Source organism: Streptomyces sp. NBC_01497 (genome assembly GCF_036250695.1).
GTDB lineage: Bacteria > Actinomycetota > Actinomycetes > Streptomycetales > Streptomycetaceae > Streptomyces.
The window spans coordinates 3,053,901-3,066,978 of sequence record NZ_CP109427.1 but is presented as its reverse complement, the minus strand read 5'-3'; the positions used below and the strand labels follow the sequence as shown (position 1 = coordinate 3,066,978).

Genomic DNA, 13,078 nt, shown 5'->3' with positions numbered 1-13,078 from the left:
GTCGTCGGGACGCTGTGATCTGACCGGTGTGATCGGACGGGCATGATCGGACCGGTGGGATCGGGACGGCGCGCGTGCCCCGGGGCCTGCGCGCGGGATGAGGCCCCTACGGCACTTCCGGCCCGTCCAGGACACCCGGGCCCGCCCCCGGAGCACCGCCGGCCTCGACCGTGCCGTCCGGTGCTGCCTCGAGGGCCCCGCCCGGCGCGGCCTCGGGCGGCTCGCCGAAGCGGGCGAGCGCCAGCGCGCCCGCCACGGCGACCGCGAACCCCAGGACCGTGACCCAGCCCAGCCCCTCACGGGTTCGGTCCCCGAGCCAGATGACACCCACGAGCGCCGGGCCGACGGTCTCGCCCACGACCATGCCCGCCGTCGCGGTCGTCACCGACCCGCGCTGCAGCGCCGACGTCAGGAGCAGGAACGCGGCGCCGCCCCCGAGCAGCAGCGCGTACAGGGCCGGGTTGGTCCAGAACCCGCCGGACGCGAGGTCCAGCGAGTCGATGAGGCGGACCGCGACCTCGACCACCCCGAACCCGGCGCCCGAACCGAGTCCCAGCACCAGCGCCCGCGACCGGCCGGGCAGCCGCCCGCAGGTCGCGCCCACCAGCAGTACGCCCGCCGCGACGCCGAGCAGCGCCCAGCGCAGCGCCCCGGAACCGGTCCGCCCGCCCTCGGGGCCCGCCGCGAGGGCGAGCAGCGCGAGCCCGCAGCACACCACGGTCACGGCACCCCACTCCGTACTGCTGAGGCGCACGGCGAGCAGCCGGGCCGCGACCACGGCCGTGACGGCGAGACTGGCCGCGAGGGCCGCGCCGACGACGTAGATCGGCAGGGAGCGCAGGGCGACGATCTGCAGCACGAAGCCGGCGGCGTCGAGCACCAGCCCGAGCACGTAGCGCCACTGCCGGACGGCACGCAGCAGCAGCGCCGCGTCGACGCCGGAACCGGTGCCGGGTGCGGCGGAGCGTGCCGCGACGGCCTGGAGGACGGACGCCGTGCCGAAGAACACCGAGGCGCCGAGCGCGCAGATCATCCCGAGAACCACGCCCCGACACTAACCCGCCCGAGCCGCCCTCCCCGGCGCCATGGCCCCGCCGCCGTCCTGCCCGCGGCCCGTCGCCAACGCCTCCCGACTGCCGGACCGGCCTCGCTCAGCCCTCGGCCAGGACCTCCCGCAGCCGGGCCAGTCCCCAGTCCAGGTCCTCCTTCGTGATCACCAGGGGCGGCGCCAGACGGATCGTCGAGCCGTGGGTGTCCTTCGCCAGGACACCCCGGTCCATGAGGCGCTCCGAGATCTCGCGGCCCGTGCCGTGCGACGGATCGATGTCGACGCCCGCCCACAGGCCCCGGCCGCGCACCTCCCGTACGGCGCCCTGGCCGACCAGCAGCCCGAGTTCGCGGTGGAGGTGGTCGCCGAGCTCCGCCGCGTACTGCTGGAACTCGCCCGTGCGCAGCATCGCGATCACCTCCAGTGCCACCGCGCACGCCAGCGGGTTCCCGCCGAACGTCGAGCCGTGCTCGCCGGGCCGGTACACGCCCAGGACCTCCGAGGACGAGACGACCGCGGACACCGGGACCACCCCGCCGCCCAGCGCCTTGCCCAGCACGTACATGTCCGGCACGACGTCCTCGTGCTCGCAGGCGAACGTGCGCCCCGTGCGGCCGAGGCCGGACTGGATCTCGTCCGCCACGAACAGCACATTGCGCGCGCGGGTCAGTTCGCGCACCGCGCCCAGATAGCCGGCCGGGGGCACCAGCACGCCCGCCTCACCCTGGATCGGCTCCAGGAGCACCGCGACCGTACGGTCACCGACGGCCGCCTCCAGCGCCGCGATGTCCCCGTACGGCACGATGTCGAAACCCGGCGTGTACGGGCCGAAGTCGGCGCGCGCCTCCGGGTCCGTCGAGAAGCTGACGATCGTCGTCGTACGACCGTGGAAGTTGTCGGCGGCGACGACGATGCGCGCCTCGCCCTCCGGCACGCCCTTCACCCGGTAACCCCACTTGCGGGCCGTCTTGACCGCCGTCTCGACGGCCTCGGCGCCCGTGTTCATCGGCAGCACCATCTCCATGCCGCACAGGTCCGCGAGTTCCGCGCAGAACGCGGCGAACCGGTCGTGGTGGAAGGCGCGCGACGTGAGGGTCACCCGGTCCAGCTGTGCCTTGGCCACCTCGATCAGCCGGCGGTTGCGATGGCCGAAGTTGAGCGCCGAGTACCCGGCGAGCATGTCGAGGTAGCGGCGGCCGTCGACGTCAGTCATCCAGGCGCCGTCCGCCGAGGCCACGACCACCGGCAGCGGGTGGTAGTTGTGCGCGCTGCGGGCGTCGGCCGAGGCGATGGCCTGTTCGGTGGGGCCAGAGAGGTTCGGCAAGATGTCCTCCGATCGTTCGGCGCGAAAGGGCATGTGCGCCGGTTTCTACCGTGTTTCTGCCCTATGGCGGGGAAAGCTGATCCTCCCGGCAGGTGCCGATCCCGACCAGTAGGCTGGGAGGCACGCAGGGCGACTGGCGTACGCGGAAACGACCGCGGGGGAGCCGTGCGGGCGGCCGTGCGCACGCGCGTCCGCACACAGGTGTCGCCCCGCCTGGGCACCGGGACCCGACCGCTGAACACGGATCGTCCCGGAGGACGCCACCATGACCCAGGCAGCCCAGTACCCGCAGGCCACCCGCCACGACGCCGCAGGCCCGCCCACCGGCACCGGGCGCCGGCCCGCACTCGCCGCGACCGACCCGGAGATCGCCGCACTCGTCGTCGCGGAGGAACGCCTCCAGTCCGAGACGCTGCGGCTGATCCCCAGTGAGAACTACGTGTCCCAGGCCGTTCTCGACGCCTCGGGCACCGTCCTGCAGAACAAGTACAGCGAGGGTTACCCGGGCCGCCGCTACTACGAGGGCCAGCAGGTCATCGACCAGGTCGAGACCCTGGCGGCCGACCGGGCCAAGGCCCTGTTCGGCGTCGAGCACGCCAACGTCCAGCCGTACTCGGGCTCGCCCGCGAACCTCGCGGTGTACCTCGCCTTCGCGCAGCCCGGCGACACGGTCATGGGCATGGCCCTGCCGATGGGCGGGCACCTCACCCACGGCTGGGGCGTGTCGGCCACCGGCAGGTGGTTCAGGGGCGTGCAGTACGGGGTACGCCGCGACACGGGCCGGCTCGACCTCGACGAGGTCCGCGACCTGGCCCGCGCCGAGCGCCCCAAGGTGATCTTCTGCGGCGGCACCGCGGTGCCCCGCACGATCGACTTCGCGGCGTTCGGCGAGATCGCCCGCGAGGTCGGCGCGGTCCTCGTGGCCGACGTCGCCCACATCGCGGGCCTGATCGTGGGCGGCGCCCACCCGTCCCCCGTACCGCACGCCGACGTGATCTCCACGACCACGCACAAGACGCTCCGCGGGCCGCGCGGCGCGATGCTCATGTCGCGAGCGGAACACGCGAAGGCGATCGACAAGGCCGTGTTCCCGGGTCTCCAGGGCGGCCCCCACAACCAGACCACGGCCGCCATCGCGGTCGCGCTCCGGGAGGCGGCGGCCCCGTCCTTCGCCGACTACGCGCACGCCGTCGTCGCCAACGCCCGCGAACTGGCCGGGCAGCTCCTCGCGCGCGGCTTCGACCTGGTGTCGGGCGGCACGGACAACCACCTGATCCTGATGGACCTGACACCGAAGGACGTCCCGGGGAAGACCGCAGCGAAGGCCCTCGACCGCGCCGGGATCGTCGTGAACCACAACGCCGTGCCCTACGACCCGCGCAAGCCCTTCGACCCGTCGGGCATCCGGATCGGCACGCCGTCCCTGACGAGCCGGGGCCTGACCACCGCCCACATGGCGACGGTCGCGGAGTGGATCGACCGGGGCGTCACGGCAGCCCGTACGGGGGACGAGGCGGCGCTGTCCGGGCTGCGCGCGGAGGTCGCGGAACTGATGGCGGCGCATCCGGCCCCGGGGCTCCCGACCGGCTGACCCCAAGGAGGTCCGGGCGGGGCGGGGCCCGGCGGGCCGGGGTGCGGCGCGGCGGGCGAGTGGCGGCGACGTCGCGGATCATCGCGCTCGGGCGGTCACCCCGCCCCGGCCCGTGTCCCCTGCCCTGTCCCGGCCCCGCCGCCCCGCCGCCCCGGCCCTGCGCACGTCTCCCCGGGCGCGCACGTCTCCCCGGCCGCGCGTCCCCCTGGCCGCGCGTCCCCCTGGCCGCGCGTCCCCCGACCACTCGGGCCCCACGCGCCGCCGGGCCGTCGCGCGCGGGGCCCAGGAGCCGTACCTGAGAGAATGGGGGCATGGCCTCAGACCGTCCTCGCGCCCTGTCCGGGATCCAGCCCACCGCCGGCTCGTTCCACCTCGGCAACTACCTTGGCGCCGTCCGCCAGTACGTCGCCCTCCAGGAGTCCCACGACGCCTTCTACATGGTGGTCGACCTTCACGCCATCACGGTTCCGCAGGACCCCGCCGACCTGCGGGCGAACACCCGGCTCGCGGCCGCGCAGCTCCTCGCCGCCGGGCTCGACCCGCAGCGGTGCACGCTGTTCGTGCAGAGCCATGTGCCCGAGCACGCGCAGCTCGGCTGGGTCATGAACTGCATCACAGGCTTCGGCGAGGCCTCCCGGATGACGCAGTTCAAGGACAAGTCCTCGAAGCAGGGCGCCGACCGCACCACCGTCGGCCTCTTCACGTACCCGATCCTCCAGGTCGCCGACATCCTGCTGTACCAGGCCGACTCCGTGCCGGTGGGCGAGGACCAGCGGCAGCACATCGAGCTGACCCGGGATCTGGCCGAGCGGTTCAACGGCCGGTTCGGGCACACCTTCACCGTTCCCTCGCCGCACATCGTCAAGGAGACGGCGAAGATCTACGACCTCCAGGACCCGTCGGCCAAGATGAGCAAGTCGGCGTCCACGCCGAAGGGCCTGATCAACCTCCTGGACGAGCCCAAGGCCACCGCCAAGAAGGTGAAGAGCGCGGTCACCGACACCGGCTCGGAGATCGTCTTCGACGCGCAGAACAAGCCCGGGGTGAGCAATCTGCTCACCATCTTCTCGACGCTGACCGGCACGACCATCGCCGATCTGGAGGCCCGCTACGCGGGCAAGGGCTACGGCGCGCTCAAGACGGACCTGGCGGACGTCATGGTCGAATTCGTCACACCGTTCAGGGAGCGGACGCAGGCCTACCTGGAGGACCCGGAGACCCTGGACTCCGTCCTCGCGGCCGGTGCGGAGAAGGCGCGCGCCGTCGCGGCGGAGACCCTGGCCGCGGCCTACGACCGGATCGGCTTCCTGCCTGCCAAGCACTGAGGCGGCCAGGTGCGGGCGCGGCCGGGGGTGACGTCCCGGCCGCCCGAACCCGTCCGCGTACCGGATGGTATGTGGGGCATTCGGCGGAACCGACAGAACTGAACGGGCGTACCGAGCCGCCCGGCACCGGCCGCACCGCGCCCGCCATGCGCGGAAACGTCCGGCGATCACGGACACTGGTCAGGGACCCGGTACGAGAGTCACACTGGCGTGCGGCCGGAGCGACGACCGGTACGTCCGGACGAAAAGTCGAAAGCGAGGAGATCGATGTGGGGACCGTAACGCTCGGCGTTTCGCTCGCGGTCCCGGAGCCGTACGGCAGCCTGCTCCAGCGGCAGCGCGCGAGCTTCGGGGACCCGGCCGCTCACGGCATCCCCACCCACGTGACCCTCCTGCCGCCGACCGCCGTCCCGGCCGAGGCCCTGCCCGTGGTGGAGGCGCATCTCGCGGCGGTCGCGGCACGGGGCAGGCCCTTCCCGATGCGACTGTCGGGGACAGGCACGTTCCGGCCGCTGTCGCCGGTCGTCTTCGTCCAGGTGGTGGAGGGCGGCTCGGCGTGTACCTGGCTGCAGAAGCGGGTGCGGGACGCGTCGGGTCCGCTCGTACGCGACCTGCAGTTCCCCTACCACCCGCACGTGACGGTCGCCCACGGCATCACCGAGGAGGCGATGGACCGGGCGTACGAGGAGCTGTCGGAGTTCGAGGCGGCCTGGGCGTGCACGTCGTTCGCTCTCTACGAGCAGGGCCAGGACGAGATCTGGCGCAAGCTGCGCGAGTACGCGTTCGGGGCGGGCGAGGCGCACGGTGTGCCCCCGCAGAGCACGCCCCACCGCCGCGCCCGGGTCCGCCGCTAGCCCCCGGGCGGGGCCGGTGCTCGCGGAGCCCGCGACGCGGGTGTGCTGTCCTTCCGGGCCTGCCCTCGGGGTCCCCGCGCTGCCGGCCGCTGCTTCGGGCGTCGCTCAGTCCGGCAGCACCGCCCGGTACAGCGGCCCCGGCAGGTGCCGAAGCGCCGCCATCAGCGGCCGCAGCCGTCCCGGTACGTACACCGTGCCGGAGCGGCGGCGCAGCCCCAGTTCGATCGCCGTCGCCACCTCCTCAGGGGTGGTCGTGAACGGTCCGTGCCCGGCGCCGCCCGCCAGGACCGGGGCCGCACCCGGCGCGGCCTCCGGCGTCCCGTCGCGTCCGCGCACGACACCCGGCCGCACGGTCATGACCTGCACGCCCGTCCCGTCCATCGCGTCCCGGAGCCCCTGGGCGAACGTGTCGAGACCCGCCTTGCTCGATCCGTAGATGAAGTCGGCGCGGCGGGCGCGCTCGCCCGCCACCGAGGACAGCACCACCAACGCACCGTGCCCCTGCGCCTGCATCGCCCCCGCGCACACCAGGGACGCCGAGACCGCGCCCGTGTAGTTGGTCTGCGCGACCTCGACGGCGGCGAGCGGGGCCGCCTCGTCATGCCCCTGATCGCCTGTGATGCCGAAGGCGAGCAGGACCAGGTCGATGTCTCCCTCCGCGAAGACCTTGCCGAGCGCCTCCTCGTGCGAGGCGGGGTCGAGCGCGTCGAAGGCGAGGGTCCGTACGTCGACACCGAGGCCGCCGCGCAGCGTGCGCAGGCCCTCCGCCGCCGCGTCGAGCGCGGGCGAGGGCCGCCCGGCCAGCCATACGGTACGGGCCCGGCGCGCGACGAGCCTGCGGACGGTGGCAAGGCCGATGGCCGACGTACCGCCGAGCAGCAGCACGGACTGCGGGGCGCCGAATGCGTCCTTCATGGAAGAACTCCTGACTCCTTGAGGTGAGCACGGGAAGCGGGTGGCCCGCGGGACGCCCGGAGCGACGCGGGCGTCCGCCCGGGCCGGCGTTCAGAGGGCCAGCCGGCGGGCCAGGTCGGACATGAGGACGCCGTCCGGGTCGAGCTCCGCGCGCAGCGCCCTGAACTCGGGGAGCCGCGGGTACATCGCCGCCAGCAGCTCGGGCCGCAGCCGCGCGTCGTGGGCGAGGGCGACGCGCCCGCCCGCGATCGCGACCTCCTCGTCCAGCTCGTCGAGGAACCGGCCCAGGCCCCGTGCGCTCGCGGGGATGTCGAGCGCGAGGGCCCAGCCGGGCAGGGGGAAGGACAGCAGGCCGCTGCCCGCGTCGCCGAGGCGCTGGAGCGACGCGACGGGAACCGGGACACCCCGGCGGGCCACGGCTCGCGCGATGCGGTGGAGCGCGTCCTCGTGCCCCAGGCCGACAGCGCACTCGTACCGCACGAAACCGCTGCGGCCGTACGCACGGTCCCACTGGGGCGGCGGGGCGAGCGGCCGGGTCAGCGGGCGCAGCCTCCGCCTGCGGCGGGCCGGGGCCGCCCGGAACCGCAGCGTGTTCAGGGCACGTGCGGCCCGCAGGCCGAGCAGCCCGTCCGGCACGAGGTCCGCCGGCAGCGCCGGGAGCCGGGGGCCGCGCAGGGCCAGGACGGACGGTGCGGTACCGGCGGCGATGCCCGCGGGGGCGGGGTGCGCCCGCCGGGGGTGCGACGGGAGCGCGCCGAGCGGTACGTGGAGCGCGCGGGTCAGCACCCCGCGCCCCAGGGCGGGGCCGGGTGCGAGCAGGTCCAGCCAGGCGGTCGACCACCGGTAGCGGTGGTCGGTCAGCGCGAGGCGGGACAGCACGTCGTCGAGGCCGGACGCCCGCTCGGTGTCGACGGCGAGCAGCGTGGCCGCCACGCGCCGCAGCCGTACGGAGAGAGACAGGACGACGCCCGTGAGGCCGAGCCCGCCGGCCGTCGCGTCGAACAGCGGCGTGCCGGGGACGACCGTACGGACACCGCCGTCGGCGGTCAGCAACTGGAACGAGGCCACGTGCCGGGCGAACGAGCCGGAGAAGCGGTGATCGCCGCCGTGCAGGTCGGCGGCGAGCGCGCCGCCCACGGTCGCCCCGCCCGTGCCCGCCGGGGCGGGCAGGGCCGGCAGCACGGGCAGGGACCAGCCGAGCGGCAGCAGCGTCTGGGCCAGTCGCCGCAGGCGGACCCCGGCGTCGCACACGACGAGCCCGGCCTCGGCGTCGACGGCGCGGATCCGGTCGAGTCCCGTCAGGTCGAGGACGGCGCCGCCCGCGTTGCGCGCGGCGTCCCCGTGGGCGAGTCCGAGGCCGCGTGCCACGGCGCCCCGCGCACCGGGGCCGCCGCCCGCGCGCAGGGCCGCCGCGACCTCCTCGTACGAACGGGGCCGGGCCAGCAGCGCGGTGGTGGGCGCGGTCCTGCCCCGGCCGGTGAGCGGCCCGACGTCGAGGGCCGGCAGGTCGGACGCGCGGGGCGCGGGGCCTGGCGGGTCGTCGGACGCGGCGGCGGATGCGTCAGTGGTCTCGGCAGCCATAGGGGGACGGTATAGCCCCATAGTGACCGCAATGCCTACTTTCGTGAAGTAGGCGCGGTACTCGTATAAACAGGCGGATCACCCGGGACGGCACCGAGCGGACCACGAAAGGGATGTGTCACCGGGGGGACGACCGCCGTCGCACGCACCGAGGTCGTCCCGGACCACTGGCGCGCGGCCGGGGTGACCGCGGGCCGGCCCGCGAACGCTCACGGACGACCGGCACCACTGCATCCGCGATCCGGGGGTAGATCTCCTTCATGGACTGGCTGAAAAAACTCCCCGTCATCGGCCCGTTCGTCGCCCGGCTGATGCGGACGCACGCCTGGCGTTCGTACGAGACGCTTGAGCGGGTGCACTGGTCGCGGCTTGCCGCCGCCATCACCTTCCTCAGCTTCATCGCGCTGTTCCCGCTGATCACCGTCGGTGCCGCGATCGGGGCCGCGCTGCTCAGCACGAGCCAGCTGGACCGGGTGCAGAAGAGCATCTCCGACCAGGTCCCCGGCATCTCCGACCAGCTCGACATCCATTCGCTCGTCAACAACGCGGGCACGGTGGGTGTGGTGGCGGGAGCGCTGCTGCTGTTCACCGGTATCGGCTGGATCGGCAACATGCGGGAGTCCCTGCGGGCCGTCTGGGAACTCGACGAGAAGCCCGAGGGCAACCCGATCGTGCTGAAGGCCAAGGACGGTCTCGTCCTCGTCGGCCTCGGCGTGATGGGGCTCGCCTCGCTCGCCGCGTCCGGCTTCGGCTCGACGGCGATCGGCTGGACGGCGCGGCACATCGGCATCCCGGAGAACGGCGCCGGCGGCGTCCTGCTCCAGGCCGGGTCGCTCCTCGTGGCGGTGCTCGCGGACTTCCTGCTCCTGCTGTACGTGCTGACGCTGCTGCCGCGCGTCACACCGGAGCGACGGCGGCTCGTGGTGGCGGCGGCGATCGGCGCGGTCGGCTTCGAGGTGCTCAAGCTCCTGCTCGGCGGCTACATCAGCGGCGTCGCGGGCAAATCCATGTACGGCGCGTTCGGCACGCCCGTCGCGCTGCTGCTGTGGATCAACTTCATGGCGAAGCTGCTGCTGGTGTGCGCGGCCTGGACGGCGACGCCGAGCAAGGACCAGCCGAGCAGGATCGAGCTGAACCGGCTCGACGCGCAGGAGCGCGAGCGGGAGAAGGCGGAGGCGGAGGCCGCAGCCGAGCGGGAGCGGGCCGCCAAGGACGGGCCCGGGGCGCGGCGGCGCGAGGACGGCGCCGGGAACGGCGCCGGGAGCGGACCCCGCGCCACGGGCGGTTCGACGTCACCGTCGTGACGAACATCCCGGAGGCCGGGCCGGGCCGGCCCTCCTGGGCCGCCCCGGGGACGCCGGGTCAGGCGTGGGGGCGGCGCGGCCAGCGGCGGTTGACGAAGTACCCGCCGACGGCGAGGACGACCAGCACACCGCCGATGATCGCGAGGGCGGTGGTGCCCACGCCCGACGAGTTCTGCGAGGCCGTCGCCTCGGCCGGACGGGCCGAACGGGCTGCCGCGCCGGGGCTCTTGGAGGCGCCCGCCTGCCGGGTGTCGGACGCGGCGGACTTCGGCGGCACGAGCTTGCCCACAGGAGTGACCTTGCCGTCCGCCGCGAAGCCCCAGTCGAGGAGTGACGCCGCCTCCTTGTAGACGGCGTTGGCCTCCTTCGAGGACGGATTCATCACGGTGACGAGGATCGTGCGGCCGTCCTTGTTCTGGGCGACGCCGGTGTAGGTGTTGCCCGCGTTCGTGGTGTAGCCGTTCTTCACCCCGGCGAGGCCCGGGTACGGCGTCATGCCGTCGGCGCCCGTCAGCAGGCGGTCGGTGTTCTGGATCTGGAAGGACGCGCGCTTCTTGCCCTTCTTCTTCTCACCGGGGAACTGGGCCGTCGCCGTGGAGCAGTACTGCCGGAAGTCCTTCTTCTGCAGCCCGGAACGGGCGAAGAGGCTCAGGTCGTACGCGCTGGAGACCTGGCCCGGCATGTCGTAGCCGTCCGGTGTGACGACGTGGGTGTCCAGTGCCTGCAGGTCGTCGGCGTGCTGCTGCATGTCCTTGACGGTGTCGGCGACGCCGTGGTTCATCGAGGACAGGACGTGCACGGCGTCGTTGCCCGAGCGCAGGAAGACGCCGAGCCACAGGTCGTGGACCGAGTACGTCTCGTTCTCCTTGACGCCCACGAGGCTGCTGCCCGCACCCATGCCCTGCAGGTCCGCGGCGGCGACCTTGTGCTCCTCGGAGCCCGGCAGCTTGGGCAGCAGGGTGTCCGCGAACAGCATCTTCAGCGTCGAGGCGGGAGGCAGCCGCCAGTGCGCGTTGTGCGCCGCGAGCACGTCGCCGCTCTCCGCGTCCGAGACGATCCAGGACCGCCCGGTGAGTTGCTTCGGCAGCGCGGGGACGCCGGCGGTCAGGCCCACCTGGGTCCCCGGCAGGCCCAGCCGCGCCCCGCCCACGTCGGACATCGTGGCGGGCGGCTGGGGCGGTTTGGCGTCGGTCGCGTGCGCGTTCGTGCTCGCCCATGACGGGGATGCGGCGAGGACGGGCAGCAAGGCGGCCGCGAGGACGGTCACGGCGGTCTTCTTCAAGGCAGACACGATCGAGAACGTACATGGCGGCGCTGTGGGTTTCGACCGGCGAGGTGACATGGAACACCCGCCGGGACCCACGCGCCGGAGCCGGGACGCCGACGGCGATACTGGGGTCATGAAGCTCAGCCGCCCGGTGTCCTGGTTCCTGCTCGCCTTCGGGGTCTGGAGCTGGTTCATCTGGATCACTTTCGCTAAGAACCTGTGGCAGGACGGAAGCGGCCTCGCCTTCGACGACGCGGGCCACCCGACCGCCTACTTCTGGATCCACCTTCTGCTGGCCATCGCGTCCTTTCTCCTGGGGACGGCGATCGGAGTAATCGGGTTCCGGGGGCTGCGGGCCCTCAAGGGCGATCCGGCCGGTGCGCGGCAGAGCGCCGACGCGCCGGACGTGACCGGGTCCCCGGCCGCTCCCGCCGCCTCGGCGCCCTCCCCGGCGGCCGGAGCGGCCGCGGGCCGGACCTCGGGGGACCCGGTCCGGCAGCAGCGGACCCGCGGCCACGGCTGACGCTCCCGTCCGCCTCTTCGGGCGCCACCGCGACATCGCGGTGGCGCCTTGTGTTTTCGCGGCTCGGACAGGGGGCCCGCGAGTGCACCGCTTGTCGTCGCACCGTGTGCCGGGGGTCACGGCTCAGGCGCGGGCGCAGGGACTACCCCCCGGGGAGCGGCCCGCCGACGGGTTCAGGTAGCCGCAGCTCCGCGGCGAGGGGCACGCGGGCGCGGTGGGAAAACCGGTGGAAAGGCCCGGGGGCGGTGGATGAGACTGCACGGCGGCACGGCGGTACGGCGGTACGGCGGTACGGGCGGTACGGGCGGTACGGCGGTACGGCGGTACGGCGGTACGGCATCGTGCGGTCACGGCGGTGTGAGGGCCTGGGCGCACGGCGGGAGACGGGGGAGTCGCGGTGCTGACGGAGCGGGAGACCGAGGCGTTCGTACGGGACGGGTTCGTGCGGATCGCCGGGGCGGTGCGTGCGGACCTGGTCGAGCGCTGCCGCGCGGAGCTGTGGCGGGCCACCGGGTGTGATCCGGACGATCCGGGAACCTGGACGGACCCGGTCGTACGGCTCGGGGCGTTCGCGACGGAGCCGTTCCGGGCGGCGGCCGACGGCCCGCTGCTGCGTGCGGCGTTCGACCGGCTCGTGGGGAGCGGCCGGTGGGTCCCCCGGCAGGGGCTCGGCACGTTCCCGGTGCGGTTTCCGAGTACGGCACCGCCCGGTGACGACGGCTGGCACCTGGAGGCCGGTTACACCGGCGCCGCCGGAGAGTACCGGGTCAACCTCCGTTCGCGGGGCCGTGCGTTGCTGATGCTGTTCCTCTTCTCGGACGTCGGCGAGGACGACGCGCCCACCCGGATACGGGTGGGCTCCCACCTCGATGTGCCGCGGTTGCTCGCGGCCGCGGGAGAGGAGGGACGCCCCTGGTTCGAAGTGTGTGAAGACGCTGTGAGCGCGAGCGCGGCCCGGGAGGTGACCACGGCGACGGGCACCGCCGGCGACGTGCTGCTGTGCCACCCCTTCCTCGTCCACGCGGCACAGGCCCACCGGGGCCGGGTGCCACGGTTCATGGCCCAGCCGCCCCTCGATCCGAGGGGGTTGCTCGACCTGTCAGGTGACGCCCCGACACCGGTCGAACGCGCGGTGTTGATGGGGTTGGCGTAATGGTTGTGGAGTGGGCGTGCCCAAGGCATGATGCGGGCGATACGGATGTGAAGCGCCTCGGCCCGTGGCCGGCCGGGCGACCGTGCAATTGACCCGACTGCCGCCAGTGTGTCCCTCATCGTGACTTTCACTTGTGAAGTCCGTGTGATTGGGTGACGCCATCGCGGTCCGGGGTGGGCGCGAAATGCGAGGG

At 73.7% G+C, this 13,078-nt stretch carries 10 protein-coding genes and 1 pseudogene; 6 read left to right on the top strand and 5 right to left on the bottom strand.

Going from position 1 to position 13,078, the window contains the following annotated elements:
- Positions 1 to 106 precede the first annotated feature (106 nt).
- Positions 107 to 1,033, bottom strand: coding sequence for a DMT family transporter (locus tag OG310_RS13030; protein ID WP_329460156.1), 927 nt, complete (start codon positions 1,031 to 1,033; stop codon positions 107 to 109).
- A 118-nt stretch (positions 1,034 to 1,151) separates the two neighbouring features.
- Positions 1,152 to 2,372 carry an ornithine--oxo-acid transaminase gene (gene rocD, locus OG310_RS13025; protein ID WP_329456052.1) on the bottom strand — a complete coding sequence of 407 codons (1,221 nt, stop codon included), beginning with the start codon at positions 2,370 to 2,372 and terminating at the stop codon, positions 1,152 to 1,154.
- A gap of 265 nt (positions 2,373 to 2,637) precedes the next feature.
- Between rocD and glyA the strand changes: the two genes are divergently transcribed.
- The 3 genes from glyA (at position 2,638) to OG310_RS13010 (ending at position 6,142) form a co-directional block, all read left to right on the top strand.
- Positions 2,638 to 3,963 (top strand): serine hydroxymethyltransferase, encoded by a 1,326-nt coding sequence (gene glyA / locus OG310_RS13020; protein ID WP_329456051.1) that lies wholly within the window; start codon positions 2,638 to 2,640, stop codon positions 3,961 to 3,963.
- Positions 3,964 to 4,274: 311 nt separating this feature from the next.
- On the top strand, positions 4,275 to 5,288 hold the full coding sequence (trpS, locus tag OG310_RS13015) for a tryptophan--tRNA ligase (RefSeq protein WP_329456050.1): 1,014 nt from the start codon (positions 4,275 to 4,277) through the stop codon (positions 5,286 to 5,288).
- Between the two features lie 269 nt (positions 5,289 to 5,557).
- Complete coding sequence (locus OG310_RS13010; protein WP_329456049.1) at positions 5,558 to 6,142, top strand: 2'-5' RNA ligase family protein; 585 nt, start codon at positions 5,558 to 5,560, stop codon at positions 6,140 to 6,142.
- Positions 6,143 to 6,247: 105 nt separating this feature from the next.
- Here the strand turns inward: OG310_RS13010 and OG310_RS13005 are convergent, their stop codons facing one another.
- Both OG310_RS13005 and OG310_RS13000 read right to left on the bottom strand, forming a co-directional pair.
- Positions 6,248 to 7,057 (bottom strand): SDR family NAD(P)-dependent oxidoreductase, encoded by an 810-nt coding sequence (locus OG310_RS13005; RefSeq protein WP_329456048.1) that lies wholly within the window; start codon positions 7,055 to 7,057, stop codon positions 6,248 to 6,250.
- Positions 7,058 to 7,147: 90 nt separating this feature from the next.
- On the bottom strand, positions 7,148 to 8,638 hold the full coding sequence (locus OG310_RS13000; RefSeq protein ID WP_329456047.1) for an FAD-binding oxidoreductase: 1,491 nt from the start codon (positions 8,636 to 8,638) through the stop codon (positions 7,148 to 7,150).
- A 260-nt stretch (positions 8,639 to 8,898) separates the two neighbouring features.
- On the opposite strand from OG310_RS13000, the gene OG310_RS12995 reads away from it, so the two are divergent.
- The gene (locus OG310_RS12995; RefSeq protein WP_329456046.1) at positions 8,899 to 9,942 is read left to right on the top strand and encodes a YihY/virulence factor BrkB family protein; all 1,044 of its coding nucleotides are present in this window, start codon (positions 8,899 to 8,901) and stop codon (positions 9,940 to 9,942) included.
- A 58-nt stretch (positions 9,943 to 10,000) separates the two neighbouring features.
- Here the strand turns inward: OG310_RS12995 and OG310_RS12990 are convergent, their stop codons facing one another.
- Positions 10,001 to 11,233, bottom strand: coding sequence for a D-alanyl-D-alanine carboxypeptidase family protein (locus tag OG310_RS12990; protein ID WP_329456045.1), 1,233 nt, complete (start codon positions 11,231 to 11,233; stop codon positions 10,001 to 10,003).
- Positions 11,234 to 11,342: 109 nt separating this feature from the next.
- On the opposite strand from OG310_RS12990, the pseudogene OG310_RS12985 reads away from it, so the two are divergent.
- Together OG310_RS12985 and OG310_RS12980 are read left to right on the top strand one after the other, a co-directional pair.
- Positions 11,343 to 11,573, top strand: a pseudogene (locus tag OG310_RS12985) (SCO4848 family membrane protein); the annotation flags it as partial.
- A 559-nt stretch (positions 11,574 to 12,132) separates the two neighbouring features.
- Complete coding sequence (locus OG310_RS12980; protein ID WP_329460154.1) at positions 12,133 to 12,885, top strand: phytanoyl-CoA dioxygenase family protein; 753 nt, start codon at positions 12,133 to 12,135, stop codon at positions 12,883 to 12,885.
- Positions 12,886 to 13,078: the final 193 nt, after the last annotated feature.

What these genes read in the sequence shown, in the direction of transcription:
- OG310_RS13030 (WP_329460156.1), bottom strand. Translation starts at nt 1,033, where the DNA reads ATGATCTGCGCGCTCGGCGCCTCGGTGTTCTTCGGCACGGCGTCCGTC.
- OG310_RS13005 (WP_329456048.1), bottom strand. Translation starts at nt 7,057, where the DNA reads ATGAAGGACGCATTCGGCGCCCCGCAGTCCGTGCTGCTGCTCGGCGGT.
- OG310_RS13000 (WP_329456047.1), bottom strand. Translation starts at nt 8,638, where the DNA reads ATGGCTGCCGAGACCACTGACGCATCCGCCGCCGCGTCCGACGACCCG.
- glyA (WP_329456051.1), top strand. Translation starts at nt 2,638, where the DNA reads ATGACCCAGGCAGCCCAGTACCCGCAGGCCACCCGCCACGACGCCGCA.
- trpS (WP_329456050.1), top strand. Translation starts at nt 4,275, where the DNA reads ATGGCCTCAGACCGTCCTCGCGCCCTGTCCGGGATCCAGCCCACCGCC.
- OG310_RS12995 (WP_329456046.1), top strand. Translation starts at nt 8,899, where the DNA reads ATGGACTGGCTGAAAAAACTCCCCGTCATCGGCCCGTTCGTCGCCCGG.